At 42.6% G+C, this 26,381-nt stretch carries 22 protein-coding genes; 14 read left to right on the top strand and 8 right to left on the bottom strand.

Annotated features, from left to right (window positions below; translation table 11 throughout):
* Positions 1-164: 164 nt before the first annotated feature.
* The 4 genes from ACP2AF_RS07280 (at position 165) to ACP2AF_RS07265 (ending at position 7,730) form a co-directional block, all read left to right on the top strand.
* Positions 165-1,658 (top strand): DUF1800 domain-containing protein, encoded by a 1,494-nt coding sequence (locus tag ACP2AF_RS07280; RefSeq protein ID WP_425235576.1) that lies wholly within the window; start codon positions 165-167, stop codon positions 1,656-1,658.
* An 11-nt stretch (positions 1,659-1,669) separates the two neighbouring features.
* Positions 1,670-3,361 (top strand): DUF1501 domain-containing protein, encoded by a 1,692-nt coding sequence (locus tag ACP2AF_RS07275; protein WP_425235575.1) that lies wholly within the window; start codon positions 1,670-1,672, stop codon positions 3,359-3,361.
* Positions 3,362-3,485: 124 nt separating this feature from the next.
* The gene (gene metG / locus ACP2AF_RS07270) at positions 3,486-5,570 is read left to right on the top strand and encodes a methionine--tRNA ligase (RefSeq protein ID WP_425235574.1); all 2,085 of its coding nucleotides are present in this window, start codon (positions 3,486-3,488) and stop codon (positions 5,568-5,570) included.
* Positions 5,571-5,588: 18 nt separating this feature from the next.
* Positions 5,589-7,730, top strand: a complete 2,142-nt coding sequence (locus ACP2AF_RS07265; RefSeq protein WP_425235573.1) for a Tex family protein — start codon at positions 5,589-5,591, stop codon at positions 7,728-7,730.
* On the opposite strand, the gene ACP2AF_RS07260 is transcribed toward ACP2AF_RS07265, so the two are convergent.
* Entirely contained in the window at positions 7,727-8,683 is a 957-nt protein-coding gene (locus ACP2AF_RS07260; RefSeq protein ID WP_425235572.1) for an L-threonylcarbamoyladenylate synthase, read from the bottom strand. The two genes, ACP2AF_RS07265 and ACP2AF_RS07260, sit on opposite strands and share 4 nt — an antisense overlap.
* A gap of 152 nt (positions 8,684-8,835) precedes the next feature.
* On the opposite strand from ACP2AF_RS07260, the gene ACP2AF_RS07255 reads away from it, so the two are divergent.
* The 4 genes from ACP2AF_RS07255 (at position 8,836) to ACP2AF_RS07240 (ending at position 12,394) form a co-directional block, all read left to right on the top strand.
* Positions 8,836-9,738: a histone deacetylase family protein gene (locus ACP2AF_RS07255; protein ID WP_425235571.1), complete on the top strand. Its 903-nt coding sequence runs from the start codon at positions 8,836-8,838 to the stop codon at positions 9,736-9,738.
* Between the two features lie 120 nt (positions 9,739-9,858).
* Positions 9,859-10,896 carry a nucleoside hydrolase gene (locus ACP2AF_RS07250; RefSeq protein ID WP_425235570.1) on the top strand — a complete coding sequence of 346 codons (1,038 nt, stop codon included), beginning with the start codon at positions 9,859-9,861 and terminating at the stop codon, positions 10,894-10,896.
* An 87-nt stretch (positions 10,897-10,983) separates the two neighbouring features.
* On the top strand, positions 10,984-11,820 hold the full coding sequence (locus tag ACP2AF_RS07245; RefSeq protein ID WP_425235569.1) for a phosphatase PAP2 family protein: 837 nt from the start codon (positions 10,984-10,986) through the stop codon (positions 11,818-11,820).
* A gap of 55 nt (positions 11,821-11,875) precedes the next feature.
* Entirely contained in the window at positions 11,876-12,394 is a 519-nt protein-coding gene (locus ACP2AF_RS07240) for a ferritin (RefSeq protein ID WP_425235568.1), read from the top strand.
* 283 nt (positions 12,395-12,677) lie between these two features.
* Here ACP2AF_RS07240 and ACP2AF_RS07235 read toward each other — a convergent pair whose 3' ends face one another.
* Positions 12,678-13,691: a GntR family transcriptional regulator gene (locus ACP2AF_RS07235; RefSeq protein WP_425235567.1), complete on the bottom strand. Its 1,014-nt coding sequence runs from the start codon at positions 13,689-13,691 to the stop codon at positions 12,678-12,680.
* Between the two features lie 179 nt (positions 13,692-13,870).
* Between ACP2AF_RS07235 and ACP2AF_RS07230 the strand changes: the two genes are divergently transcribed.
* The 6 genes from ACP2AF_RS07230 (at position 13,871) to ACP2AF_RS07205 (ending at position 20,501) form a co-directional block, all read left to right on the top strand.
* The gene (locus ACP2AF_RS07230) at positions 13,871-15,160 is read left to right on the top strand and encodes a serine hydrolase domain-containing protein (protein WP_425235566.1); all 1,290 of its coding nucleotides are present in this window, start codon (positions 13,871-13,873) and stop codon (positions 15,158-15,160) included.
* Between the two features lie 78 nt (positions 15,161-15,238).
* Positions 15,239-15,760, top strand: coding sequence for a menaquinone-dependent protoporphyrinogen IX dehydrogenase (gene hemG / locus ACP2AF_RS07225; RefSeq protein ID WP_425235565.1), 522 nt, complete (start codon positions 15,239-15,241; stop codon positions 15,758-15,760).
* Between the two features lie 471 nt (positions 15,761-16,231).
* Positions 16,232-16,867: a (2Fe-2S)-binding protein gene (locus ACP2AF_RS07220; protein WP_425235564.1), complete on the top strand. Its 636-nt coding sequence runs from the start codon at positions 16,232-16,234 to the stop codon at positions 16,865-16,867.
* Position 16,868: 1 nt separating this feature from the next.
* Positions 16,869-19,214 (top strand): xanthine dehydrogenase family protein molybdopterin-binding subunit, encoded by a 2,346-nt coding sequence (locus tag ACP2AF_RS07215; protein ID WP_425235563.1) that lies wholly within the window; start codon positions 16,869-16,871, stop codon positions 19,212-19,214.
* A 10-nt stretch (positions 19,215-19,224) separates the two neighbouring features.
* Complete coding sequence (locus ACP2AF_RS07210) at positions 19,225-20,241, top strand: FAD binding domain-containing protein (RefSeq protein WP_425235562.1); 1,017 nt, start codon at positions 19,225-19,227, stop codon at positions 20,239-20,241.
* Positions 20,242-20,243: 2 nt separating this feature from the next.
* Positions 20,244-20,501 carry a hypothetical protein gene (locus ACP2AF_RS07205; protein ID WP_425235561.1) on the top strand — a complete coding sequence of 86 codons (258 nt, stop codon included), beginning with the start codon at positions 20,244-20,246 and terminating at the stop codon, positions 20,499-20,501.
* 95 nt (positions 20,502-20,596) lie between these two features.
* Here ACP2AF_RS07205 and ACP2AF_RS07200 read toward each other — a convergent pair whose 3' ends face one another.
* The 6 genes from ACP2AF_RS07200 to ACP2AF_RS07175 form a co-directional block, all read right to left on the bottom strand.
* A complete protein-coding gene (locus tag ACP2AF_RS07200; protein WP_425235560.1) occupies positions 20,597-21,382 on the bottom strand; it encodes a hypothetical protein in 786 nt (261 codons plus the stop codon).
* Between the two features lie 60 nt (positions 21,383-21,442).
* Positions 21,443-22,666 carry a hypothetical protein gene (locus ACP2AF_RS07195; RefSeq protein WP_425235559.1) on the bottom strand — a complete coding sequence of 408 codons (1,224 nt, stop codon included), beginning with the start codon at positions 22,664-22,666 and terminating at the stop codon, positions 21,443-21,445.
* A gap of 101 nt (positions 22,667-22,767) precedes the next feature.
* Positions 22,768-23,166 (bottom strand): c-type cytochrome, encoded by a 399-nt coding sequence (locus ACP2AF_RS07190; RefSeq protein ID WP_425235558.1) that lies wholly within the window; start codon positions 23,164-23,166, stop codon positions 22,768-22,770.
* Between the two features lie 11 nt (positions 23,167-23,177).
* Positions 23,178-24,077 (bottom strand): hypothetical protein, encoded by a 900-nt coding sequence (locus tag ACP2AF_RS07185; RefSeq protein WP_425235557.1) that lies wholly within the window; start codon positions 24,075-24,077, stop codon positions 23,178-23,180.
* The gene (nrfD, locus tag ACP2AF_RS07180) at positions 24,074-25,417 is read right to left on the bottom strand and encodes an NrfD/PsrC family molybdoenzyme membrane anchor subunit (RefSeq protein WP_425235556.1); all 1,344 of its coding nucleotides are present in this window, start codon (positions 25,415-25,417) and stop codon (positions 24,074-24,076) included. Before nrfD ends, ACP2AF_RS07185 begins: the two co-directional genes overlap by 4 nt.
* Positions 25,418-25,435: 18 nt before the next feature.
* Positions 25,436-26,365: a 4Fe-4S dicluster domain-containing protein gene (locus ACP2AF_RS07175; RefSeq protein ID WP_425235555.1), complete on the bottom strand. Its 930-nt coding sequence runs from the start codon at positions 26,363-26,365 to the stop codon at positions 25,436-25,438.
* Between the last annotated feature and the right edge of the window lie 16 nt (positions 26,366-26,381).

Genomic DNA, 26,381 nt, shown 5'->3' with positions numbered 1-26,381 from the left:
GTGCATTTCATCGAAAAAAACAACACTTCGTCGTTATTATTAACCGCAACATCGTAAATTGGCCCGCAGTACAACGAAAATAAAACGATTAAGATACTATCCAAAAAGTTTAAGCGTTAAGAATTAGCCCCTACGCACATGAACGTTCTTAAAGCCTAAAATCTATGGAATACTTCGTTAATTGTAATACCTCTACATTAGCGCCGTACACAACTCCTTTGGACAGGACAAAAGCGGCACATTTGTATAGAAGACTGGGGTTTAGCGCCTCGGTAGAGATTATTGACCAAGCGGTCACTCAAAATGCGGGAACGCTGGTTGACAATCTGATAAATCAGGCAGTAGCCATGCCCCCAACACCGGCCCCAGCCTGGGCGGATTGGAATAATAGTAATTATCCCGCCGATGATGATCAAGCAAGACAGGTTCGTCGAACACAGTTGGAAGAATGGCGCTTGACTTATACCAATGCCCTTTTGGACAATAATCTAAGGGATAGGATGAGTTTCTTTTGGAGCAATCATTTTGTTACCGAAATCGATGTATATGACTGTAATTCCTTCCTTTATCACTACATTAATTGTCTCCAACGAAATTCACTAGGGAACTTCCGGACCTTCGTAAGCGAAATAGGATTGACCGATGCCATGCTCTACTATTTGGATGGCGTATATAATAACGGTAACAATCCTAACGAAAATTATGCCCGTGAACTGTATGAGCTTTTCACTTTGGGCGAAGGAAACGGTTATACCGAAGAAGACATCATTGAAACGGCCAAGGCCCTATCCGGTTATGTGGAAAGAGGCGAAATTGGCTGTTCTCCGGTAGCCTATGATGCTACACGACATGATGCGGGCAGTAAAACCATTTTAGGGCAGACCGGGAATTGGGGATATGATGACGTAATCAATATTCTTTTTCAACAACGTCCGAATGAAATAGCGGAGTTCATCTGTAGAAAACTTTACGAATTCTTTGTACATCCAGATTCCAAGGATGATATGGGAAATGCGCAGGCCATTATTGATGGAATGGCGAATACGTTCATTGCAAACGATTTTGAAATAGCTCCGGTTCTGTCTCAATTGTTCAGAAGTCAACACTTTTTTGATGACAACGCTATCGGCGTTATTATCAAGAGTCCTTATGACATGTATTTGAATACATTAAAGGAGACCAGCTTTGCCTACACGGATACCACCTTGAGCGAGATCAATAACTACAGCCGTCTTTTAGGACAGGAAATGTTCGATCCTTTTGATGTGGCCGGTTGGCAGCGAGATCGCACCTGGATCAATACCAATTTCATTATAGGACGTTGGCTCACCATAGAGACCATTCTCGAAACTTTCTACCAGAACAACAATGAACAGTTCAGGGCGTTTGGCCTCTCCCTAACCGGAAATGATGGATTAACAAGCAATAATCCTGATATTATCGCCAGACCTATCATTGATTTTGTTCTACCCAAAGGACTACTGGATGAAGGGGAGTACGATAAGGCATTCGCCGTATTTAGAAGCGATGTAGACCTCACCTACTATGAAGGTGGAAATGATGAAACTTGGACGCTGGCCACTTGGATGACAGCACCGTTTCAAGTATACCTACTATTACAATATTTGGCAAGACAACCCGAGTTTCAACTAAAATAAAACCTACGAATATGTGCAATATCAACAATACTCCTTATAAAGGTCTTCAGCATGAGGGCCACGATTTAGAACACAAGGCCTGGAGCAGACGTTCCTTTCTTCAGGCTTTGGGAATCGCCGGTTCTGGTTCCATGATGCTCGGAAGCAATATGTTGACCGCCTCGGCACCCTCTCCATTGACTGCAGCAATTGCAGCTGCGGAAACGGATAATATTTTAATTTTAATTCGACTTTCCGGCGGAAACGATGGACTTAGTACCGTAATTCCAATCGAGCAGTATGATAGTTATGCCAATGCCAGGCCCAACATCTATATTCCGGAGAGTAAAGTATTAAAGCTAACGGACGAATTTGGCGTTCCGTCCTATATGCAGGCCGTAGAGCCTATGTGGGGCGATGGGCAGTTTAAGGCTGTACACGGCGTGGGCTATCAAAACCAAAGTCTCTCCCATTTTACGGGATCGGATATTTATGCCAATACAGATTTAACAACCACCGGCTTTTCCGGATTGGATACTGGCTGGATGGGAAGACACTTTGAGAACCTCTATCCAGATTATCTGATTCATCCTCCAGCATCGCCGGCGGCCATACAAATAGGTCAGTTCGGGAACTTGGTCTTCCAAGGCGAAGAGACCAATTACGCTTTTGTGACCTCAAATATCGATCAGTTGGAAGAAATTGCGGAATCTGGAGTGGTCTATGGATTGGATGACGCATTGTTCGGCGATTGTATGTATGGCGACCAATTGAAATTCCTTAGGGGAGTCGCCAATACTACCTATGAATATGCAGGTCTTATCCATGAAGCCTATGAGCGTGGACAAAACCAAGTGGAATATCAGGACAATGGTTTTGCAAGACAATTGGCATTATTGGCCCGTTTGATCAAGGGTAACTTAGGAACCAAGGTATACATGATTTCCATGGGTGGTTTTGACACTCACGGCAACCAACCCTTGGCCCATGAACGATTGATGACCAATTTATCCGTAGCCATAGATAATTTCTACGATGACATTGCTTTTACACAACAAGATGACAAAGTCCTAAGTATGACCTTTTCGGAATTCGGGCGACGAATTTTTGAAAATGGTTCCAATGGTACGGATCATGGTAAAGCGGCACCAACACTGTTTTTCGGATCGGGATTGAACGGAAGTGCGTTTGTTGGGGAACACCCAACCTTGGATAATCCGGATGGTAGAGGTAATTTGGAATATACCATGGACTTTAGGGATCTATATGCCACTGTTTTGGCCGAATGGCTCTGCGTAGACATTCCTTTGGTAGAACAACATTTATTAGATCACCCTTATGCTCCGGTCAACCTAGGCTTTAATTGTAGTGGTGTTGAATTCCCCGATATTGTTTACAGTGATGGGGAACCTACCTTGCCCACACAACCGGAACCAACGGATCCGAACCCGGATTTGTTGAACGCTGTGGTCCATAAACCATTTTACCCCACGGATAATGCTCCCCATATTTATTTGGAGATGCCTTTCACAGCTCATGTGGATATTCAGTTGTATAACATCCTTGGCCAGAATGTGGGCACGATCTACAATGAAATGATGACCGAGGGATCGGCGGAAATTAATATTAGGGAACGAATGCCCGAACATTTATCAACAGGAAAATACATTTATCGTATTCAGATCCAAGATAAAAAAATGAGCAAATCGGTAATGGTTGCTTAACACGCCCCACACTTTGCAACTTGACCTTCGGTGCACCAATTGGTAAGCCGAAGGTTTTCTTTTTGGTGGCATTCGATAATGCGCTAGCAAAAATCTGTATTTTTGTGCCTTAATTCGCGTTTTGATGTCTCAAGATCAACAGAATCCAAAAAGGTACACGATTACGGCAGCTTTACCCTATACGAACGGGCCAATCCACATTGGGCATTTGGCCGGTGTTTATGTTCCTGCCGATATTTATGCCCGATATTTGCGCTTAACGGGCCATGAGGTAGCCTTTGTAGGTGGCAGTGATGAACATGGGGTAGCTATTTCCATGAAGGCCAAAAAGGAAGGTGTATCGCCTAATGAGATTATAGACAAGTACCACGGTATCATTAAAAAATCCTTTGTGGATTTTGGCATTTCGTTCGACAATTACTCTAGGACCTCGGCAAAGGTGCATTATGAAACTGCTTCAGATTTTTTTAAGAAGCTCTATGAACAAGGTGATTTCATTGAGGAAAATACGGCCCAATTGTACGATGAAGAAGCCGAGCAATTTTTGGCCGATCGCTTTGTTACCGGCACCTGTCCCAATTGTGGATATGAGGAAGCCTATGGGGATCAATGTGAAAATTGCGGTTCTTCACTGAATGCTACGGATTTAATAAACCCGAAATCAACGATTACCGGTGCCGTTCCCACTTTAAAAGAGACCAAACATTGGTTTCTACCTTTGGATCGTTATGAAGGTTTCTTAAGAAACTGGATTTTGGAGGGCCATAAGGAAGATTGGAAACCCAATGTATACGGCCAGTGCAAATCTTGGATAGATGGTGGTTTGGCACCTCGCGCAGTGACCCGTGATTTGGATTGGGGCATTCCCGTCCCAGTGAAAGGAGGCGAAGGCAAAGTACTGTATGTTTGGTTCGATGCGCCCATTGGCTATATCTCCTCCACCAAGGAATGGGCGGAAAGGGAAGGTAAGGATTGGGAACCCTATTGGAAGGATGAAAATACCAAATTGGTGCATTTCATCGGAAAAGATAATATTGTCTTTCACTGTATTATTTTCCCAGCCATCCTTAAGGCCCACGGGAACTATATACTTCCTGAAAACGTCCCGGCCAATGAGTTCCTAAACTTGGAGGGCAATAAATTATCTACCTCCAAAAATTGGGCAGTATGGCTACATGAATATTTGGTAGAATTTCCGGACATGCAAGACGTTCTGCGCTATACATTAACGGCAAATGCACCGGAAACCAAGGACAATGATTTTACCTGGAAGGATTTCCAGGCAAGGAACAATAATGAGCTGGTCGCCATTTTCGGGAATTTTATCAACCGGGTGGTGGTATTGACCCAGAAGTATTATGAAGGGATTGTACCAGAGCCCATGGAGTTTTCCAACATAGATAAAGAAACCCTTGCCGAACTACAAAAGTATCCTCAAATTATTTCCAATTCGTTGGAACGTTACCGATTCCGGGAAGCAAGTCAGGAATTATTGAATTTGGCGCGCTTAGGTAATAAATATTTGGCCGATGAAGAACCTTGGAAGGTCATTAAAGAGGATGAAGAAAGAGTAAAAACCATAATGTTCGTTGCCCTACAAATTGCGACGGGACTGGCTATTTTGAGCGAACCTTTCCTCCCCTTTACCTCGGCGAAGCTAAAAAATATCCTCAATATCAGGTCAAGCACAGCTCAAAATGGCTGGGAACAGGTTAAGGATAATGAAATACTACTACCCTCCAGTCATACCATCAATAAGGCCGAGCTTCTATTTCGGAAAATAGAGGATGAAGAAATCCAAAAGCAACTGGATAAACTGGAAGCTACCAAAAAAACCAACGCTGCTATGGAGGCTACACAAGAAATCAGCCCACAAAAAGAAACAATCACCTTTGATGACTTTACCAAACTGGATATGCGCGTAGGTACCATCGTTGAAGCGACAAAGATGCCCAAGACCAAAAAACTTATGGTCCTAAAAGTGGAGACGGGCCTGGACACCCGGACCATTGTCTCGGGTATTGCGGAAAGTTTTAAGGCCGATGAAATCATTGGCAAAAAAGTCACTGTACTTGTAAATCTAGCTCCAAGAAAACTAAGAGGTGTAGAAAGTCAAGGTATGATTCTAATGACCGAAGATGCGGAAGGTAAACTAGTGTTCGTTAATCCCGATGAAGATGAGGTTGGGAATGGCAGCAGTATCAGCTAACTATAACAAACATCTTCAATGTCTTCCTTGGTAACCTACGTTCTACAACATACCCAACTTCCCGAAAAAGATATTGAAAATACCCTAGCACTGTTGGACGAAGAATGTACCGTACCCTTTATTGCCCGCTATCGAAAAGAACGAACGGGAAATCTTGACGAAGTACAAATCGGGACGATTGTTAAGCTCAAAATGCAATATCAAGCACTTGAAAAAAGAAGGGAGGCTATTCTAAAAACCATGAACGAGCAAGGGGTATTGACCCCAGAACTAAAAAAAAAGGTTGAATTCGCAGCAGATATTATCGAATTGGAGGATCTTTACCTTCCTTTTAAGAAGCGTAAAAAAACCAAGGCGGAAACTGCACGTAAAAATGGATTGGAACCCTTGGCAAAGATCATTATGGCCCAGCATAGTGATGCCATCCAAAGTTTGGCTTCAAACTATTTAGGAAAAAATGTTGCTGATGAAGACCAAGCATTGGAAGGAGCACGGCATATCATTGCTGAATGGATCAATGAACGTGCATCCATCAGAAATCTATTGCGGCACCAACTGGAACGCTTTGCCATTCTGACCACTAAGGTCATCAGCTCCCAAAAGGATACCGAAAAAGCCCAAAAGTATCGAGATTATTTTGACTGGAGCGAACCGCTAAATCGCTGTCCGTCCCACCGATTCTTAGCCATCCTTAGAGCTGAATCGGAAAAGTTTATTCGGGTAAAAATCGAAATCGATGATGAGAAGGCCTTGGAACGTATTGAACAACGCGTCCTAAAAACCAACAATGCTTGTTCTGAACACATAAAACTGGCCATTGCCGATGCCTACAAGCGACTGCTGTTGCCATCGCTTTCCAACGAATCGCTCAAAATTGCAAAAGAGAAAGCGGATGACGTGGCTATACAGGTATTTTCCAAAAACCTAAAGCAGTTGTTGCTGGGTGCTCCATTAGGTGAAAGACGTATCCTAGCCATTGACCCAGGCTTTAGAACAGGTTGTAAATTGGTCTGTTTGGATGCCCAGGGCGATTTACTACACAACGAAACCATTTATCCGCATGCACCCCAAAACGATAGTAAAGGTGCCATCAAAAAAATCAGTTCGCTTTCCGATGCCTACAAAATAGAGGCCATTGCCATTGGCAATGGAACTGCCTCCCGTGAAACAGAAAGATTAGTGAAACGCATAGCCTTTAAAAATGCTGTGGAGGTGTATGTGGTAAACGAGGCGGGAGCTTCTATCTACTCGGCTTCCAAAATTGCAAGGGAAGAATTTCCCAATTATGATGTTACCGTACGTGGCGCGGTATCCATTGGAAGACGCTTGGCAGATCCCTTGGCCGAATTGGTTAAAATAGATCCAAAATCGATTGGCGTAGGCCAGTATCAACATGATGTAGACCAAACAAAGCTTAAATATTCATTGGACACAACAGTAGAAAGCTGCGTAAATACAGTGGGTGTAAATATTAATACCGCCAGTGTTTCTTTGTTAAGTTATGTCTCTGGTATTGGCCCCAAATTGGCAGAAAATATTGTGACATATAGAAATGAGACCGGACCTTTCAAAAGCAGAAATGATATTAAAAACGTGGCGAGATTAGGCGGAAAGGCTTTTGAACAGGGCGCCGCCTTTCTTCGTATTAAGGGAGCAGAAAACCCTTTGGACGATTCCGCAGTGCATCCTGAAAGTTATCCTTTAGTGGAACGTATGGCAAAGGACAAAAAAGTACCACTTACCCAACTCATCGGTAACAAAAAACTGCTCAAGGAGATAGAATTACAGCTCTATACTTCCAATACTGTCGGTTTCCCTACCCTAGAGGATATTATTTCGGAATTGAAAAAACCGGGGCTAGATCAAAGAGAAAAGGCCAAGGTGTTTACTTTTGATCAGAACATTAAAAATATTACCGACCTGAGGGAAGGACAACTGCTACCAGGGATTGTGAACAACATTACCCACTTTGGCTGTTTTGTGGATGTGGGCATTAAGGAAAGTGGATTGATACATGTTTCCAATTTGTCGCAGGGCTTCGTTAAGGATGTCACCGAGCATGTGCATTTGCACCAACAGATTATAGTGAAAGTCCTATCCGTTGATATTCCTAGAAAACGCATTCAGCTGGCACTTCATAAAAAACCTATTCAAGATTAATTTCCGGCACGTTCCAGGCGATCATTGATACTGATTCCCAATCCTTCATTGGGAAGGCGTTGGGCAATAATTATGTCCAGATTTTCTTGGTCCAAGCGATGCAAAGCGGCAAATAGATTTTTAGCGGCCTCATTTAAATCTCGTTTTTCAGAAAGAGTTTCTACCACCTTGGCTTTGGCAAAGTTAGACTCGTAAAAGGCCAATACCCCTATTTTTTGTTTGGTAAAGCCTTCTATAGTTTTTAAGATATCATCACTTAAAACTAGTTTTGTTCGAGGGGAATAATGCTTGGCCAGCATTCCAGGTGCCTGTGGGGCATCCTCATTTTTGGTAAGCAATCTCACTTTCCCCACACAGGCTTCGATGGCCTCAATGGAAATACCTCCTTTTCGATAAACCACAACAGTTTCACCATCAAATCCCACAATAGTGGATTCCAACCCGACCGTACAGGGACCACCATCCAAAATAGCGGGAATCCGATCGCCAAAATAGTCGGCCACATGTTCTGCCGAAGTGGAACTAACTCTTGTAAAAGGATTGGCGCTCGGAGCAGCTACCGGAAAATCCAGACCCCGGAGCAGCTCTAAAGTCAAGGGATGGTTGGGCATGCGTATGGCAACGGTAGACTTCCCTGCAGTGACAAGTTTACTTACCGAAGTATTTTTTTCAAGTATTAAAGTCAAAGGGCCAGGCCAAAATCGCTCGGCCAGCTTTGTGGCCGCTTCCGGCACCGATTTTGCCAAGGATGATAATTGATCTAAATGATGGATGTGTACAATCAAGGGATTGAACAAGGGTCTCCCCTTCATCTCAAAAATCTTTCGGACGGCTTCGTCATTGTAAATATTAGCCGCCAACCCATATACGGTTTCGGTAGGTATGGCCACCAACGCATTGTTTCGCAACAGTTCTTGGCAACGGACAATATCCTTTGTGATGGTGTTCGTCATATTCGGCAAAGGTATTACAGCATTCGCTTATACCGGCTATTTCCCTAGAAGAAACTGGTGGAGAAAAAGATTCCAAATAGTTTAGAAGTATTCTATTTGCTCATGATTTACGATAATAAGCGATATTTGAAACAACACAGAATCTTTCGAATTTGCTTAAAATAGCCTATCATCCCATTTATAAACATCCTTTGCCCAAAGGCCATCGATTTCCGATGGAGAAGTATGAACTGTTGCCACAACAACTATTATATGAAGGCACCTGTGCACATACAAACTTTTTTGAGCCAAACATCCCCAATGACAAGTATATCGTAGCCGTTCATGAACCCGAGTATTTTTACGATTTGTTGAATATTAAAATCCCTCCTAGAGCGGCCAGAAAAATTGGCTTCCCCTTGACGGAGGACTTGGTGGAACGGGAACGCACTATCGCCGATGGGACCATGAGAGGTTGTGAATTTGCGCTGGAAAATGGGATTGCCATGAATATTGCCGGGGGTACACACCATGCCTATACCAACAGAGGCGAAGCCTTTTGTATGTTGAACGACCAAGCCATAGGAGCACGTTATCTTCAGGCCAAGAATTTGGCCAAAAAAATCCTGATAGTAGATTTGGACGTTCATCAGGGGAACGGGACAGCGGAAATATTTCAAAATGATGATTCGGTATTTACCTTCTCCATACACGGGGCCAATAACTATCCCTTTAAAAAGGAAAAATCGGATATGGACATTCCCTTGAAAAAAGGAACCGGTGATGCCGAGTATCTGTCCATTTTGCGCGAGAATCTGCCTAAACTAATCGATAAAACCCGGCCCGATTTTATCTTTTATCTCTGCGGCGTGGATATCATTGAAACCGATAAATTGGGCACATTGGCGCTAACCTTGGAAGGTTGCAAACAGCGGGATGAAATAATGTTGGAGACCTGCCAACGGTTAGGCATCCCGGTACAATGTAGTATGGGCGGTGGATATTCCGCCGATATCAAAACGATTGTTGAGGCCCATGCCAATACCTTTCGCATGGCACAACACATCTTTTTTTAAACAATGCTCTCATATGTAACCAAAATTGAATGGAACTCGGAGCAATGCTTTAGCCGTTTTAGGAGTTTTCCATTTTTTTGTACTTTCCCAACCCACTATAACCTAATAATTCATTTTTATATGAAAACGGCTTACTACATATTGTTATTCCTCTTATCTACCTCACTCTGCACTTCCTGCAAGGAAAAACAAAAGGAATCCAGATCCGTCTCAGAGGAATCGTCAAAAATTGAGCCACAAAAAACAAAAGTTATTTTCGATACCGATGCCAATAACGAGCTGGACGATCAGCATGCCATGGCCTATATGTTGTTCAACGGCGATGTTTTTGATGTAAGGGGGATTACGGTCAATGCTACGTATAATGGAGGTGGTATTCAGGGGCACTATGATGAAGCGGAAAGGGTATTACAATTGAGTAATTTAAAAGATTCCATCCCCCTTTTAGATGGAGCAAATGGGAATTTTAAGGAAATTGTTGAAGATTTTGACCCCTCCAATTATGATGGAAACGAAGGTGTAGATTTTATTCTGGAAGAAACGAAGAAGGATTCCATAATCATAGTGGCGGTGGGCAAGCTCACCAATATTGCCCTAGCTCTAAAAAGAGATCCTTCTTTTGCCGAGCGGACCAAAATTGTTTGGTTAGGAAGTAACTATCCCGAACCCGGGGAATACAATCAGGACAATGACACCATTTCCATGAACTATGTACTGAACAGCAAAATCCCCTTTGAAATGGTAACTGTTCGATATGGAAAACCCTCGGGAACGGACGCGGTGGCAGTAACCCAAACCGAAGTAAATTCAAGAATGCCGGGATTGGGGCCCAAAGCAAAAGAATCGATTACAGGAAGACATGGGGGAACCTTTGAAAATTTTGGCGATTATTCCATCAGTCTTTTTGAACATATCCATTACCATACCGATCCTCCCTCCCGCCCACTTTTTGATATGGTTGCCCTGGCCATTTTAAAGGACAACTCCTGGGGAGATCAAAAATCGATTCCAGCCCCAATCCTTATTAACAATGAATGGATGGAACGCCCCGCGAACCAAAGAAAAATTATAGTTTGGGAAAACTTCGATAAGGAAAAGATTCTGGCCGATTTCTATGAAACCATGGAAAACCCCCTTTTGGTTTCGGCAACACAGTAGTCACTGCACATTTATGGGTGAAATTTTGGTTTTAAAAGAGTATTGAAATTGAAATCTTAACCTTAACTTGCACCGCAAATCAGTGCAATGCAGAGAGTTTTTTTACTTTTTTTCCTTGTATTTGTTTGTTGCGCTCAATCCCAGGATTTGGACACGGATGTTACCGAGACCCGATGGGATATGTTCAAATATGATGTTGGCAATATCTTTTTGGGAATGGGATATGCCTATTCCAGACCTTTGCATTGGAAGGGTGACCAATGGGGCGATTTTGGTGTTACCGTGGTGGGCACGGGAGTCGCTTATCTTGTTGACGATCCTAGCTCGGAATATTTTAGAAGAATCAGGGATGACATACCCGAAGTCCTTCGGGATTTTGGGTTTGAATACGGAAGCCCATCCAATAACTACATCGTAACGGGTGCCGTATACCTAACCGGACTGGCCATAAAGGATGAAAAATTACGAAGGACCGGAGTGCTGCTTATTTCCTCGGCCTCCGCGGGAGGATTACTACAACATTTTTTGAAATCCGCTATAGGGCGGGCGAGGCCTTTGAGCGGAAAAACCAAGGATACATTTAGCCCCTTCTGGAGTGGGGGTAAGGATTTTCATGCCTTCCCTTCCGGTCACGCCATTTTGGCTTTGACAAATGCCCATGCCATTGCAAAACAGTTTAAGAGTCCTTGGATAAAAGGAGGTATTTATACTTTGGGAGCTATCCCCTCAGTTTCTAGGTTGTGGGAGGGCAAACATTGGCTCTCCGATATAGTCTTTAGTGCCGTGGTGAGTATTGCTATCGTTGAATCCATAGATCACTATCTGGATACCAAATACGACAAGAAATACAACGATAATAGCAAAAAAATTAGCTGGGACCTCAATTTTGGTCCAGGACGAATTGGAATTGCAGCACGCTTCTAATCCAAATCATTTTTTTAATAGGTATAATTTGTAACTTTGCGCAAAATTTGAAACTATGTTATCCAAGAAGGTTGAAAAAGCATTGAACGGACAAATTAGGATAGAGGCGGAATCCTCACAGGTGTATTTATCCATGGCATCATGGGCCGAGGTAAAAGGCCTGGAAGGTATCTCGCAATTTATGTATAAACATTCCGATGAAGAGCGGATGCATATGCTCAAATTGATAAAATTCGTCAACGAAAGAGGCGGGCATGCCATCATCTCTGATCTAAAAGCCCCTAAAACCGATTTCGGAACGTTCCAAAAAATGTTCCAGGAACTATACGACCATGAAATTTTCGTTTCGAAAAGTATAAACGATTTGGTACACGTCACTTTGGAAGAAAAGGATTATGCCACCCACAATTTTCTGCAATGGTATGTGGCCGAACAAATTGAGGAAGAAGCACTGGCCCGTACTATTTTGGATAAAATAAATCTCATAGGAAATGATAAGGGCGGCCTTTACCTTTTTGATCGGGATGTTCAGCAAATCACGGTCGAGAGTGCAGCTTCGGATACAACAGAATAAATTTTTATCATTTTTCTTATTTAGATTTAATTAAAATAATTACTTTTGGAATATTCCTTAAGTGAGTATTCGTGGGCAAAAAAAAGAAGGTATCAAAAAAAGCGCGTAAAAAGCTAGAAAAAGCTCAGAAGGTCGCTTTACTTCAATTAAAACCCAAGGGTTGCAAAACCAAATGCTGTTCCAAATACAAGAAATGCGAATCCAAACGCTGTAATCGCTGTCCCTGTTTTGATTTATTGAAAAAAGTAGCTTAGGCAAGGCATTGAAAAATCTGTCAGAATACTTACAGTGAATTACGCTTAATGACGTTAAAGGGCATAATTACTTGCGTTTTACCCTTTTGTTTAATGTGCTTCGCGGCCTTAATGGCCATGTCATTAAAGTTTGTAGAGATGGTGGTAATGCCTCCGAAGACAATTTGCTTTACCACATGATCGTTGTGGGATAAGATACCTACATCTTTGCCAACAACATATTCACCGTTGCGACAATCTCTTAAAACCTCCCATAAATAGGTATCGCTAATAAAGAAATAAACATGTCCCTTTTTGATGGAACCCAGTCGGTATTCCTCTTCTACGGACCCAAGAATTTTATAGTCCATCAAAAATCGATTGAAGGCCCTTAAAATTCCCTCAGGATAATCGGATTCCTTCCTAAAGAAAAGAACAAACTTATCAAACTGTCTTATACGAGGCAGTAGCTCAACCAATTTATTGTATGTGGTTTCCTCAAATTCCTGTGATATATAGGAATACTCTTTGGGCATGGACAAATACCTGTCTATTATCAATAGTTTGGCCGGTTCTATAGATCGCAATATCGGGCGTATACTTTTATGGGGAATTGGAGCGACCACATACATGCCATATTTACCTCGGATTGTATTGAAGATACTCTCGAAGACGGAAACATTATTGTGATGAAAAAAAACATCGATCTGGAATTTTTTGCCCAATTCCTTTCTAAATGTATCATAAAACTCCTCTTGAAAACGTCGGAAAGAGAACAATAGCAATGCTATTTTAAGGGTAACCTTGGTTTCCTCACTGATTATGAAATATCCCTTAAGCTTTTTGGATTCCACCAGGCCCCGATCTTTAAGCTCCTCGTAGGCCTTTACAATGGTCTTTCTGGCAAAACCTAGTTCGTCTACCATTTGGTTTATGGAGGGCAGTTTGTCACCCGTTGTCAAAATACCGGAGTCTATGGATTCCATTGTACCTTGCACCAACTGTTCATGCTTGGATAACGTATTGATATTGGCCAAATCCTTTATTCTGTCTATCAATGACATAAAGGGTAATGCTTTTTTCCGTTGTACCAAATAGTGCCCTAATATTGCAAAATATACGAATGAATCCCTATTTTATAACACTTTGTATCCGTGCACGCTTTGATGTTCATATCTATTTTTCAGGAAGATATGTCAAAAATGGGGCATTATGAATATATTGTAAATCAAAATCAGAAATAATGAAAAACCGAATTACATTTTTGTTCGTTTTAACCTCGCTGATCCTGGGGGCACAGACTCGATCCATACAATCCTCTTCTCCGCTCTCCGAGGTTTCCCCGACCGATGAAGGTATTTCTACGGAGCGACTGGAGCGAATTGATCTTATGCTGGAACAAGCCGTTGGGAAAAACAACATCCCAGGAGCGGTGGCCCTGATTGCCAGAAATGGAAAAATTGTATTCCACGAGGCTTACGGCAAGGCAGACAATGCATTGGGCAAGGCTATGGAAAAGAATACCATTTTTAGAATCGCCTCGCAAACCAAGGCCATAACCTCTACCGCGGTAATGATCTTATGGGAGGAGGGAAAATTTCGATTGGACGACCCAATTTCCAAGTACATTCCAGATTTTGGAAAAGCTGAGATTCTGGATAGCTTCAACGAACGTGACTCCACCTACACCACAAAGCCCGCGGAAAATCAAATTACCATACGACACCTTTTAACACACACCTCAGGATTGGGTTACGGCGTAATCGATGGCGATGAACGATTTCAAAAAATATATGCCAAAGCAGGTATTACCGACCTTTTTACAACAGATAATATATCCATTGGGGAAAGCGTAAAAAAATTAGCAAAACTACCATTGCATCATAATCCGGGAGAGGCCTTTGTATATAGCGAAGGTTTGGATGTACTCGGTTACTTTATTGAAGTCGTTTCCGGAATGCCGTTCGATGAATTTCTTCGAGAACGACTTTTTGACCCTCTGGGCATGGACGATACTTGGTTTTATCTTCCCGAGGAAAAGGAAGACCGGTTGGTGACCGTACAACAAAAAAAAGGAGGCACATGGGAAGAATATCCTGTAACTTTTTATGACCCGGATTATCCCATAAAGGGCGCTCGGCGATTTTTTTCAGGAGGGGCTGGGCTTTCAAGTACCGCAAAGGACTACGCCACATTCTTACAGATGTATTTGAACCATGGCGAACTTAATGGAAAACGTATTTTAAGCAGAACTACGGTAAGAAGTATTATGGGCAACCAAACCGGAGACCTATGGGGTGATGACATAAAACACTATGGCCTTGCATTTGGTGTAGTAACCTCAAAAGGCCAGGACCATGGCGGTGAGGGAAGTGCCGGCACCTTTGATTGGGGCGGATATTTCAATACACAATATTTTGCCGACCCCCAGGAAAACATTATCGGAATATTGATGAAGCAGACCAGGGGGCCAGTGGACGACCAAACCGGTTGGAAATTTCGGCAGATGGTATTTGCTGCGGTGGATGACTGATTTTTACCGCCAATCATACAAGTGCCTGGCATAAAACACAGGGGGCATCCTAAAATATCTCAATTTTAACTTGATGAGATGGTTAAAATCTTGCTCTTATATTCCTCTGTAGATGGACAAACCCTAAAAATTTGTACCAGACTTAGGGACCAGCTACGGAAACAAAACATAGTTGACCTGATTGCCATTGATGGTTTTAATGGGGACACCAACCCATATGACAAAATTATTATTGGGGCAAGTATCCGATATGGCGTCCATAACAAAAAAGTAATTGACTTCATCAATACAAAAAAAGAACACCTTGATTCTATAAAGACAGCATTTTTTTCTGTTAATCTAGTGGCCAGAAAGCCAGAAAAAAATGCTCCTGATACAAATCCATACGTTACAAAGTTCTTTAGAACTATAGAGTGGAGACCCAACTTAGTGGAAGTGTTTGCAGGTAAACTGGATTATAAAAAATATCCTTTTTTTGACAGGATCATGATTCAATTCATTATGTGGATGACCAAAGGGCCGACCGATTCCCATACCGAAATTGAATATACAGATTGGGAAAAGGTAAAGGAATTCGGTGAACGAATAAAAGCCCTATAGCAAGGCAATAGATCAGGCAAAAGAGCGTAACATTGTTTTTGCCCGTGCCAGTACTTTACCCATAAAACTTATGTTCGTTTCAATTTTAATCAAGCGCAGGGACTTTGATTTTTGCCTCTTTTAACATTATAGTCACGGCGGTTTATTCATTGGTACTTACCGCATCTTGCACCATCGCCACTTTAAGCAAAACGATTTCGCAACAGAAACCGCTCAAAAAATGGTCTATGAGGTTTATTCCAAAACTCATAGGTCTATTTTAAGAATAAAAAATATTCAATCGCATGCTTGGTCTGGCCCTTTTCTAATCAATGAATCTTGTAATTAAGGGATCAAGAGGTCTAGGCTATTTTCCTCGTCCCTATTCTTTGCGTTAAATTTTGATTATATGGTGGCTTCTTACGGAATAATATTGTAAATTAAGGTGCCCATTTCTGTAATAGAATAGTAAACAAACCCAATCCTAATTACATGGAAAATAAAGACCAAGATCCGGAATCCAAACCGGGAAAAACCATAAGTAGGCGTAGTTTTATACGGGGTGCCGGATTATCCACCGCAAGTAGCGTTTTAATGACTTCGAACGCCTTTGCCTTGGAGTACAAGGAACCACTTGTGACAGGCAAAGAATTTGGCCCCGATGCCATAACCATAAAAATGAAGGTCAATGGTACAACAAAATCACTTAGCATAGAACCAAGGACAACCCTGGCTTCTGCCCTACGGGATCATTTAGAGCTTACGGGAACCAAGGTTGTATGCGATCGGGGCTCTTGTTCCGCATGTACCGTTTATTTAGATGGTAAGCCTGTAAATTCTTGTATGATGTCAGCTTTTGATGTGGGAGACAAAGAGATTACTACTATTGAGGGTATTGCAAAAAACGGGGAGCTACATCCGGTACAGGAAGCTTTTATAGAACATGATGCTTCGCAATGTGGGTACTGCACTCCAGGGATGGTCATGTCCTGTGTGCACCTTGTGGATAATAACCCCGACCCTAGTTTGGAAGATGTGAAAAACGCCACTCGGGGCAACCTTTGTCGTTGTGGCACCTACCCTAAAGTCTTTAAGGCCACTTTGGCAGCAGCAAAAAAAACGATTTAAGATGGATACTAGAAAAGAAAAATTCCCATACGGTATTCCTGGGCATAATTTAGGCGAAGTAGAACGGGAAATACCCGTTGAAGAGCCGCCAGTATGGCCCGTCAACGATAAATTAAAAGTGATTGGAAAAAGAGTCACAAGAATCGATGCCCTTGAAAAGGTGACCGGTAGGGCAATTTATACCTCGGACATTAAATTACCGGGTATGCTCTACGCAAAGATGTTGCGTTCAAATGTGCCACATGCCACCATTTCGTCCATAGATATATCCAAAGCAAAAAGCTTGCCTGGTGTACACGCTATCCACCTAATAGAAAGTCCCCCAAAAGAGGGAGAAGAAAATAGCACCGATAAGTACCCCATGGTGAAGTATGTGGGCCAACCTTTGGCTGGTGTAGCGGCCGAAAGTTTGGAAATTGCCAAAGAGGCCGTTTCCTTGATCAAGATCAACTATGAGAAAAAACCTTTTGTTATAGATCTTGAAGCAGCTATGGAGCTCAATGCACCTATAGTATTTGATGCCCCCATTACGCAACAGCAAGATGGTGGGGATGTAGGCGAAACACATGATGGCAGCAAAGGAGAAGGTAATGTTAGGGGGCCATCTACCAGTAGTTTTTTTGGTGGGCCCAGAGGCAATTTGGAAGAAGGTTTCAAAGAAGCGGATGTTGTAGTGGAAAGAACATATCGCACTCAAGTGCATACCCATATGCCTTTGGAAACCCATGGTGTTGTGGTCGATTGGAATGCCGATGTTATGACCGTCTATGCATCCACACAAAACACGGCGGCCGTCAGAAATGAAATGGCCAGCGTTTTTAATTTGCCAAAAAGTAAGGTACGGGTCATCTGCGAATTCATGGGTGGCGGATTTGGTGCCAAACATAGTGCCGGAAGTTTTGGGCCTATGGCTGCAAATTTGGCTAAAAAGACAGGTAGACCTGTTTGGCTGATGTTGGATAGGCAGGAAGAGCATCTGGCAGAGGGAAATCGTCCCAATTCAATTCAATACCTAAAAATAGGAGCCAAAAAGGATGGGACCTTGACCGGTATACAACAACGTTCCCATGGAACTGCGGGAGTAGGACTTGGAGCCGGGGTGGGGCGTATTGCCCAAATCCTTTATACATGTCCAAATTTTGCAACGGAGCAATATGATGTATTGACCAATGCCGGGCCAGGAGCTGCATGGCGTGCACCCGGTAATGTGCAGGGCGCTTTTGGTTTGGAACAGGCCATTGATGAAATAGCGGAAAAACTAAATTTGGATCCCCTGAGCTATAGAGATCGTATTGATACAAGCGAGGTGAGAAAAGTGGAGCGCCAACGGGGAGCGGAACTTTTCGGATGGTCTCGTCGTAAACCTGCTGGAAGTGGCAAAGGTGTGGTGAAGAAAGGACTTGGAGTAGGCCAATCCACTTGGCCCCGATTTGTATCCTTGGATTCTTCCGTAGAAATTAAAATTCACAAAGGCGGTGGCGTTGAGATACGGTCTAGTGTCCAGGATATAGGAACAGGGACAAAGACCATTCTTGCTCAGGTAGTTGCCGAGGAATTGGGCCTACAGGTAAAAGATATTAAAGTAAACATTGGGGATACGTTTTTTCCTGTCGGACCAGGTTCTGGCGGAAGTGTGGTCACGGGTTCCATTACCCCTCCTACCCGTAATGCGGCCTTTGAAGCAAAAACAGCCTTATTGAAGCTTGTTGCCAAAAAATGGGAGACAGATTCCTCGGAGTTATCTATGGCCGATGGTCAGGTGACCCACAAAACGAATACGGACCTTAAAATGTCATTTAAGGAAGCGACCAAGTTAATGCGAACCAGCCAAATTAGTAAAATAGCGAGCCGGTCGGATGATTATGGAGGCTTTCAACAACCTTGGGGTCTGGCCTATGGTGATTTGGGATCGGTACAATTTGCAGAGGTCAGTGTAAATACCGATACAGGATTTGTAAAGGTGGATCGCGTAGTGGCAGCGCATAGTTGTGGTAGACCGTTAAATATAGGCCAATTGGAAAGTCAGATTAATGGGGGAGTCATTCAAGGTGTGTCTTATGCACTCTATGAAAATAGGGTGATGGACAATAGTACCGGCCACATGATGAATGCCAATGTGGATCAGTATAAGGTGCCATTTTCCATGGAAATCCCTGAAATTGAAACGATAATTGTAGAAGAATATTCCGGGCGTTCCTCAACCGATGCCTATGGCATTGGGGAGCCTGCAAATATTGCCACGGCCGCCGCGATTGCCAATGCGGTATACAATGCCATTGGAGTAAGGCTCTATGAAATCCCCATTACTCCATCCAGCATTCTTAAAGCATTAAGTAAAGTCTCTTAAATACGAAACCATGAATAAATTTAGTTGGTACGAAGCAAAATCCGTTGAGGATGCCCTTGAGCAAGTCAATTCGACCCTATCCGATGAGCTATATCAACCCACCCAAAAGGCGGCGGTTTTTAAATCGGGCGGCATCGATGTATTCGATTGGGTAAAAGAAGGTCTGCTTAAACCGCAAAAGATTATCAATATTCGGAACATTCCCGGTCTGGACAAAATAAGTTATGACCGTAAAAAGGGGTTGCGAATTGGATGTAATGTTACCCTGGCGGAAATCGCGTCAAATCCGGAAATTAAGAGTCAGTATTTGGCACTTCACCAAGCGGTAAACCATGCTGCCACCCCCCAACTTCGCAATGTATCCACTTTGGGAGGAAATATCGCGCAACGCAACCGCTGCTGGTACTTTCGTTCTGCCGATCATGATTGTTTCCGTAAAGGGGGCGACCGATGTTTTGCCCGCCATTCCCAAACCGGAGAAAATGAAAATCATGCTATACTCGATAACGGTACTTGCGTAAGTGTTCATGCTTCCTCCATAGCTACGGCGCTTATGGCCTTTAATGCCAGTGTGATTATTGCGAATGCGGAAGGAAAACAGAAAACGGTCCAAATGGATGATTTCTTTGTCTCGGCTGGAGAGGATATTGCTATGGAAACTATTCTTCAAGCGAAGGAAATCATTACGGAAATTGTTCTACCTCCACCTTCAAAAAATACGAAAAGTGCATATATTAAACAGGTAGCACGTGAATCCTACGATTGGTCCTTGGCAGATGTGGCCGTTGTCATGGAAATTTCCGGGAATACTTGTAAATCGGCGAGTATCGTCCTTGGAGCTGCCGCTCCGGTACCCTATCGTTCCGTTGAAGCCCAACAGGCCATTGAAAATAAGATCATAAATAGCGACAATGCCACGGCCGCAGCAAAAGCTGCGATGGCAAAAGCGCGCCCGCTTTCTAAAAATGATTACAAAGTACCGCTATTTGTATCCACTATTAAGCAAACCATTTTAGAAATCGCTTAAGTATGGAAAATGGTAACCCGAACAAAAAAAATATCTGCAAATTCCTTAGGGCTAGAAATCCATATGGTATGATGGAAGGAGGGGACAATCCTTGGCTTTTATTGGATGATGCCAATACGATTTGTTGGTGTATTACTTCTGCTGGAGCCACGGGGCCCGATAATGGTTTGGTATCGCCTGTACACTGTTTGGAAGGACGGAGTTGTTTCGTTTCCGAAGACGTGGACGACGATATGAACAGTCAGCCTCCAATGGTATGACCGAATACTAAGGTCTTTAGCCATTTAATTGAAATATCCCAGAGATTGGAAAATGGGAATTGCGACTAAGCCAATCCCAACAAAGCCAATTCGGCCTACTCGACCAATGTTCCGTTTTCCAGAATAAGGGTATAGGTATACCCTGCGCCAAAATCCTTGTTCAAAGCCACAACGGCCCGAACGGTGATGTCCGAACCTTCGGGTACTAGGGCATTGGAGGTAACAATCAAATCATAATCATCCTTGCTCCCATCTTGTAGGTGCAACCAATTACGCCCCATTATGCCGGGATTTGTCTTTACACAGGTACCGTTAATGTCTACGGAATGTCCTTCGTACCGCTCGGGTTCCTTTAACAATTCGGCAATTTTAACGGATCCTTTGTGTTGAACCTCTTTTCCAGTTTGGGTAGGTGCGTCCTCTTTTTCAGCAATACCTTCTCCCTTGACCAAACTGGTATTGGGTTCAGTTTTCGCCATAGCTGTATGGTCTTCCTTGGAAACTAAATTTGAGACCAGGTAAATCTCTTTGAATACCCTATTGTGTTCCTCACTCTCAAAATCGGTCTTTAACAATCCACCCCTATAAAAATAGGTCCCGCCTTTTTTAATATCCATTTTCCCTGTAGCAATCCAAAATTCCTCTTGCCCTTCCTTTACTTTAAGATATACATATCGTGTTGAAGGAAGTACCTCGCTTACCATAACTGAATGGAATTGGGCTTTGGATGATACATCGCCATTACTATCAAGTTGCGTCGAGGAATCCTGGGAGCGTCCCGTTTGGTTGGTCAGCTCAATAACTTTTGGGCCGTTATTGCAAGCCGTCATTATGGTCATTGCACCTATCATCAATGGTATGTATTTAAATCTTAAAATCATTGTTTTGCTTTTATTGAAAAGTTTGTATTGATTGCAAGTCTCGTGCACAACTAAATAGTTTTATAAAAAAGAAATCTGTTCGGCAATAACTGCATCCATTTCCTCAAGTGATATTGATGGACTTGTCCGTCTTTTTACTCTCCGAATAACCCGGTCCGTAACCGTTTTGACCGTCTTAAGGTCGTATTCTTCCGAATCCGTTTCAAAATGATCAACTACCTTTTGATTTACAAGAATTTTATACTCCGCCAAAAAAGCCCGTAAAGGAGCCTTTTGAAGCCACTTGGTGTACGCTAAAAGTTCCTCCCCTATAATATCGCCAACCTTCCCAATGGCCGCCATTCTTTTTTCCTTGGTCTCCTCCAAATCCATAGAAAGGGTATCCAAATCATAAAGTAAAACGTTCTCCTTACGGGACAGGTCCTTATTAATGTTGCACGGGATTGCCAAATCTATCAGGAGTACCAAATCCGTTCCCGAAGCAGGTATGTTTTTTACAAGGTCGGCACAGTTACTGGCCGCACCAATGATTACGTCAAAATCTTGAAAATCGTTGCGCAACACCTTTTCCCAACCGAGTACCTTAGCTCCGTGTCTTTTTGCCAAGACCACTGCCTTTTCCTCTGTACGGTTACTAACGCAAATATTGTTAAAATTGAATTTGGAATTATACTTGAACAATTGTAGTACAATGTCCCCCGCTCCAATAAACAATATTCTTTTCTCTTTTACCAAAGCTTTGTCATAGGCCTGATGTATAACCTTTAACGCTTTATATGCCATTGAAGTGGTCCCGTCCCTAAAAAGTGTCTCATTACTTATGCGTTTGTGACTTTTAAATACTGTTTGCATGACCCTTTCCAAAAGAGACCCCTGAAGGTTAAGTTCCATGGAGAAGTGGTAGGCTTTCTTTATTTGATGCACAATTTCCACGTCCCCAGTTATTGATGAAGCAAGTCCTGAAGAAACCTCCAATACGTGTCGAACGGTTTTTTCAGTGGTATCGCTAGACTTGAATAATCGTGAAACTTCTACATCTAAACTAGAGGATTTAATACAGACCAAGAAATTCCGTACCGCTACTGCCCGGGTGGTTACGGATTCAAAGTATATTTCCGTTCGGTTACAGGTAACCAGGAGCAACAATCCCGAAATATCAGGAAAGGTCTCACAAAGGCGGGCTACCAAATCCTTCTTTTCCTCCTTCGGAATATGGAAGACCTCCCGTTGGGTAACCGAAGCCGTTTTATGCGAAATGCTTATATAGCGAAGTGACTTTTCCATAATAAATACAATAGATCTTAAAACTTAGATGCCATCTATACGCTTTCATCCCCATTCATGTTTTTTTACGAAAACATTTTAGCAAAGGGACAAGGTATTTACTACTCCTTCATTGTTCTCATATAATTGACAACCAACCACATATCCTCTTCATCCGGAATTTTCTTTTCATAGTTGGGCATATCGAACCGTCCTATATAGCTTTTGTAAAAAATGGCCCCATCACTTTGTGCATGGAATTCCTCTGATGAGAAGTCGCCTAAATCTCCTTCTACCTCATCCGCCTTGGGTCCGTCTCCATAGCCTTCCTTGCCATGGCAAGATTTACAATGTTTGTTGTATAAGGATTTGCCGATGTTCAAATCCACCGCTGGGTCCGTGGGATTTTTCATTTTCTCATACTCTTCCGGAACTACCCATTCTTCTTGCACTTCCTCGGTAAAAGAGTAAAAGGCAAATGACACGATTGCGATAACGATTAAATTTCTAACTGTTCCCATGTTTTGATTATTTATTCTTCGGTTTTTAACTCCAATTCTTTTCCCTCCTTTTTGATCTTAAATAAGTGTATTCCAGTGTAAACGAAATTTGCCCAAATTCCTACCAATAAAATGGTCAATACCACATACATCCAAACAGGTGCAGCTTCGGACCACAATGTGTTTTCATCCTCTTTGTGCCGTTCCTTTAAAATTCCCCAGCTTTCCGTATTCTTCTGGACTACATCACCATAGTCGTCGTGATCTTCGATGATCGCATACACCGTGATATTGCCATTTGCATCTCCCGGCAAACCCATGGGCATCTTAAATTCATAGGCTCCCCCTTCTATGATACCTTCGTCAATTATCATCTTGGAAAGCATCCCTTCAACCGAAATAATAATGTCGGTTTCCTCCACGGGAATTTGAACTCCTAGACTATCAAGTGTATGGGCTTTTACCTGGACGGTTTTAACACTGTCCTTTTCAATTAGACCTAAATCCAGGTGAATATCCTTTATACTGATTTCTTGTTCTTCTCCATCCAATTCTTCCGTACCCTTAAAAAGGGCCATCAACGTAATCCTTCCCTCCTTATCCTTCAAATAGGATTGGTCCTTTGGCAAGGCAATCCGGGCAATCCCTTCTTTGGAAGTTTTGGATGCGCCCAGCCGAATCTTTTCTTCTCCCAGCACGTTAAGAAAATTAATATCCGCCTCGTATACCGGCACTCTATCTTTTCTGTCCTTCTTATTTGTGGCGATAAAACTGGCTTCCAGTATCCTCGACCCATCGGGTCGTTTAATGCTCTTAAAACGGAACCGCATCCTATAGTTGCTTAAGTCCTGTTCCTGAGCAAAAATGTTCGACGCCAGAAATAAGCTCAAAAGCACCATGGAAACTGAATATTTAAAAAACCTAGTTCTCATTTCAATTGATATTGGGTTACATCATGGGTTCCTCCTTTTCCCTCTCTTTCATAGTCTATGATACCGGATATGGGAATGATGGGAACAAGCCTCATAATGAGGATAAAGAACAGGACAAAAGCGGCAATCCCGGCAAAGCTCAAGGCCCATTCAATCCATGTAGCGGAGTAATGTATGAACTCTGGACGGGTATCCTGAATAGGTAAATAGGGTGTTTCCAAAGTAGGCACAACTATTAAGTACCTATTTAACCATAGTCCCAGAACCGCAATAACAGCCGCAAAAGTGATGGATTTTATAGTCCTGAACCTTTTAAAGAACAGGATTACTATGGGTACCAATACCCCAATGTAATTTGCAAAAATGAACTCCCAGAAATACCTATTGAACAAGGTATTCAACAAATCGGCATCATGTGTCTTATGACTAAACCATCTGGAGAAATATTCACTAAAGGTGAAATAGCCGAACAACAATGAAATAACCAATAGGATTACACCAGCGCCAATAAAATGAACCTTTCGTATGTAGTGGTCCAATTTATAGTATTTGCGAATTAGATACATGGCAATAATGATAACCCCCACACCGGAATAGAGACCAGCAACAATGAAATACGGGGCAAAAATTGTACTGTTCCAGCCAGGTTGTAGGGTTAAGCTAAATATCCAGGCCAAGACCGTATAAGCCACAATAGCAAGGGCAATGATCATGGCGGACATGATACGGGTTATTTTATGTAGTCTATTGCGTTGGGTGGGTGTATCTCGATATCCAATGGCCAAAAACGTATAGAGCCTTCTTCTCCATTCAGGTACATCTTTACTATTATCCCGAAGTATGGCAAAATCCGGGATAAATGTTAGATATAAGTAAATGAAGCAACCGATAAGATCGGTAATTATGGCTATGATATCCCAAGTTATGGGCGATTGTATACGGGGGTAGAGAAACAAATAGTGCAACCTATCCAACCTACCGATACAAAGTAAAATAAATATCGGGCCAATAATCAGGGATACTACGGTAATGATTTCGACTATTCTGGATACCGAGTTCTTCCAAGGTGTTTTAAAGAAATGTAAAATGCCCGAGATAAAGGCCCCTGAATAGCTTAAACACACAAAGAAGATAAAATTAATAATGTAAATACCCCAAACCACATTGTCACGCATACCGGTGACCTCATGTCCCTTAACAACTTGTATGACAAAGGCTACCAATCCCCATAAGATAAATCCAACCAAGGTCCCGATCCATATTTTGGACCATTTGGTCGACCTTAAAAGCATGGGCGAAAACTCTTTGACCAATTCTCTTTTTCTACTATCTACATCCATCCTAGAACGTTGTTTACTTTAAATCTTACCTTGGCTCTTTAGGTCCTGAACAAAAGGAACATCCTTGTAGCGTTCAATAATATCCTCTTCAACATCAAAGCCCCGCTCCAATGGGAACTGCCTATTTACGGCAGGCAGGTAATAAACATTGGGTTTTGTCCCTAAATGTTCCAAATGCCTATACCCTCCCCTATCATTTATTAACTCTGAAAATCGAACGGTTTCCTCTCCATTGGTGACCATGTCCTCGTTTTTATCCCCAAAATAGATGACACCCATAGGGCAAGATGATGCACAATAGGGTAATTTACCCTGCCGGAGCATATCCGGACAGAAATCGCATTTCATTACCGTACCCTCTGTTCCGGGAACACTGGTTTCCGGTGAGTAGGGTTGGCTAGTGTCATCAAATTTCGGTTTATGGCTCCAGTTAAACTGGCGGGCAGAATAGGGACAACTCGTGATACAAAACTTACATCCAATGCATCGGTCATTGTCTATCAAAACAATACCATCATCCCGCTTAAAGGTGGCACCCGTTGGGCAGACCGTAACGCAGGGGGGTTCATCACAATGATAGCAAGGTTTTGGGAACCAATAGGGCTCTGCTTCTTCATGGTCTTGAATTAGCTGAACTTTCATAAACTCTTCATTGTAATCCAGGTTGTGCGCTTTTTGACAACTTTCAACACAATTTCTAGCGTTTTTGCATTTGGCCAAATCGATTACCATAACAAATTTTCGATCAGGAATTCCTTTTCTTGATTCAGCCGGTGTAATATGGGCCTCGGGATAATTGTTAATGCTCTCAGCATCTACCTCAACCATTTTGCCATCCGGGGTTAGCACCCTGACTTTTTCTCCTGATGCCTGTAGTTCCTCTTCGGAAGCCAAATTGGCCAACAAAGTAGCACCGGCCACGGTTGTGGCGCCTGACAGTAAACCCATTTTCAGAAATTTACGT

The sequence above is a fragment of the Ulvibacterium sp. genome (genome assembly GCF_965248315.1).
GTDB lineage: Bacteria > Bacteroidota > Bacteroidia > Flavobacteriales > Flavobacteriaceae > Ulvibacterium.
This window is presented reverse-complemented; position numbering and strand designations above follow the sequence as displayed.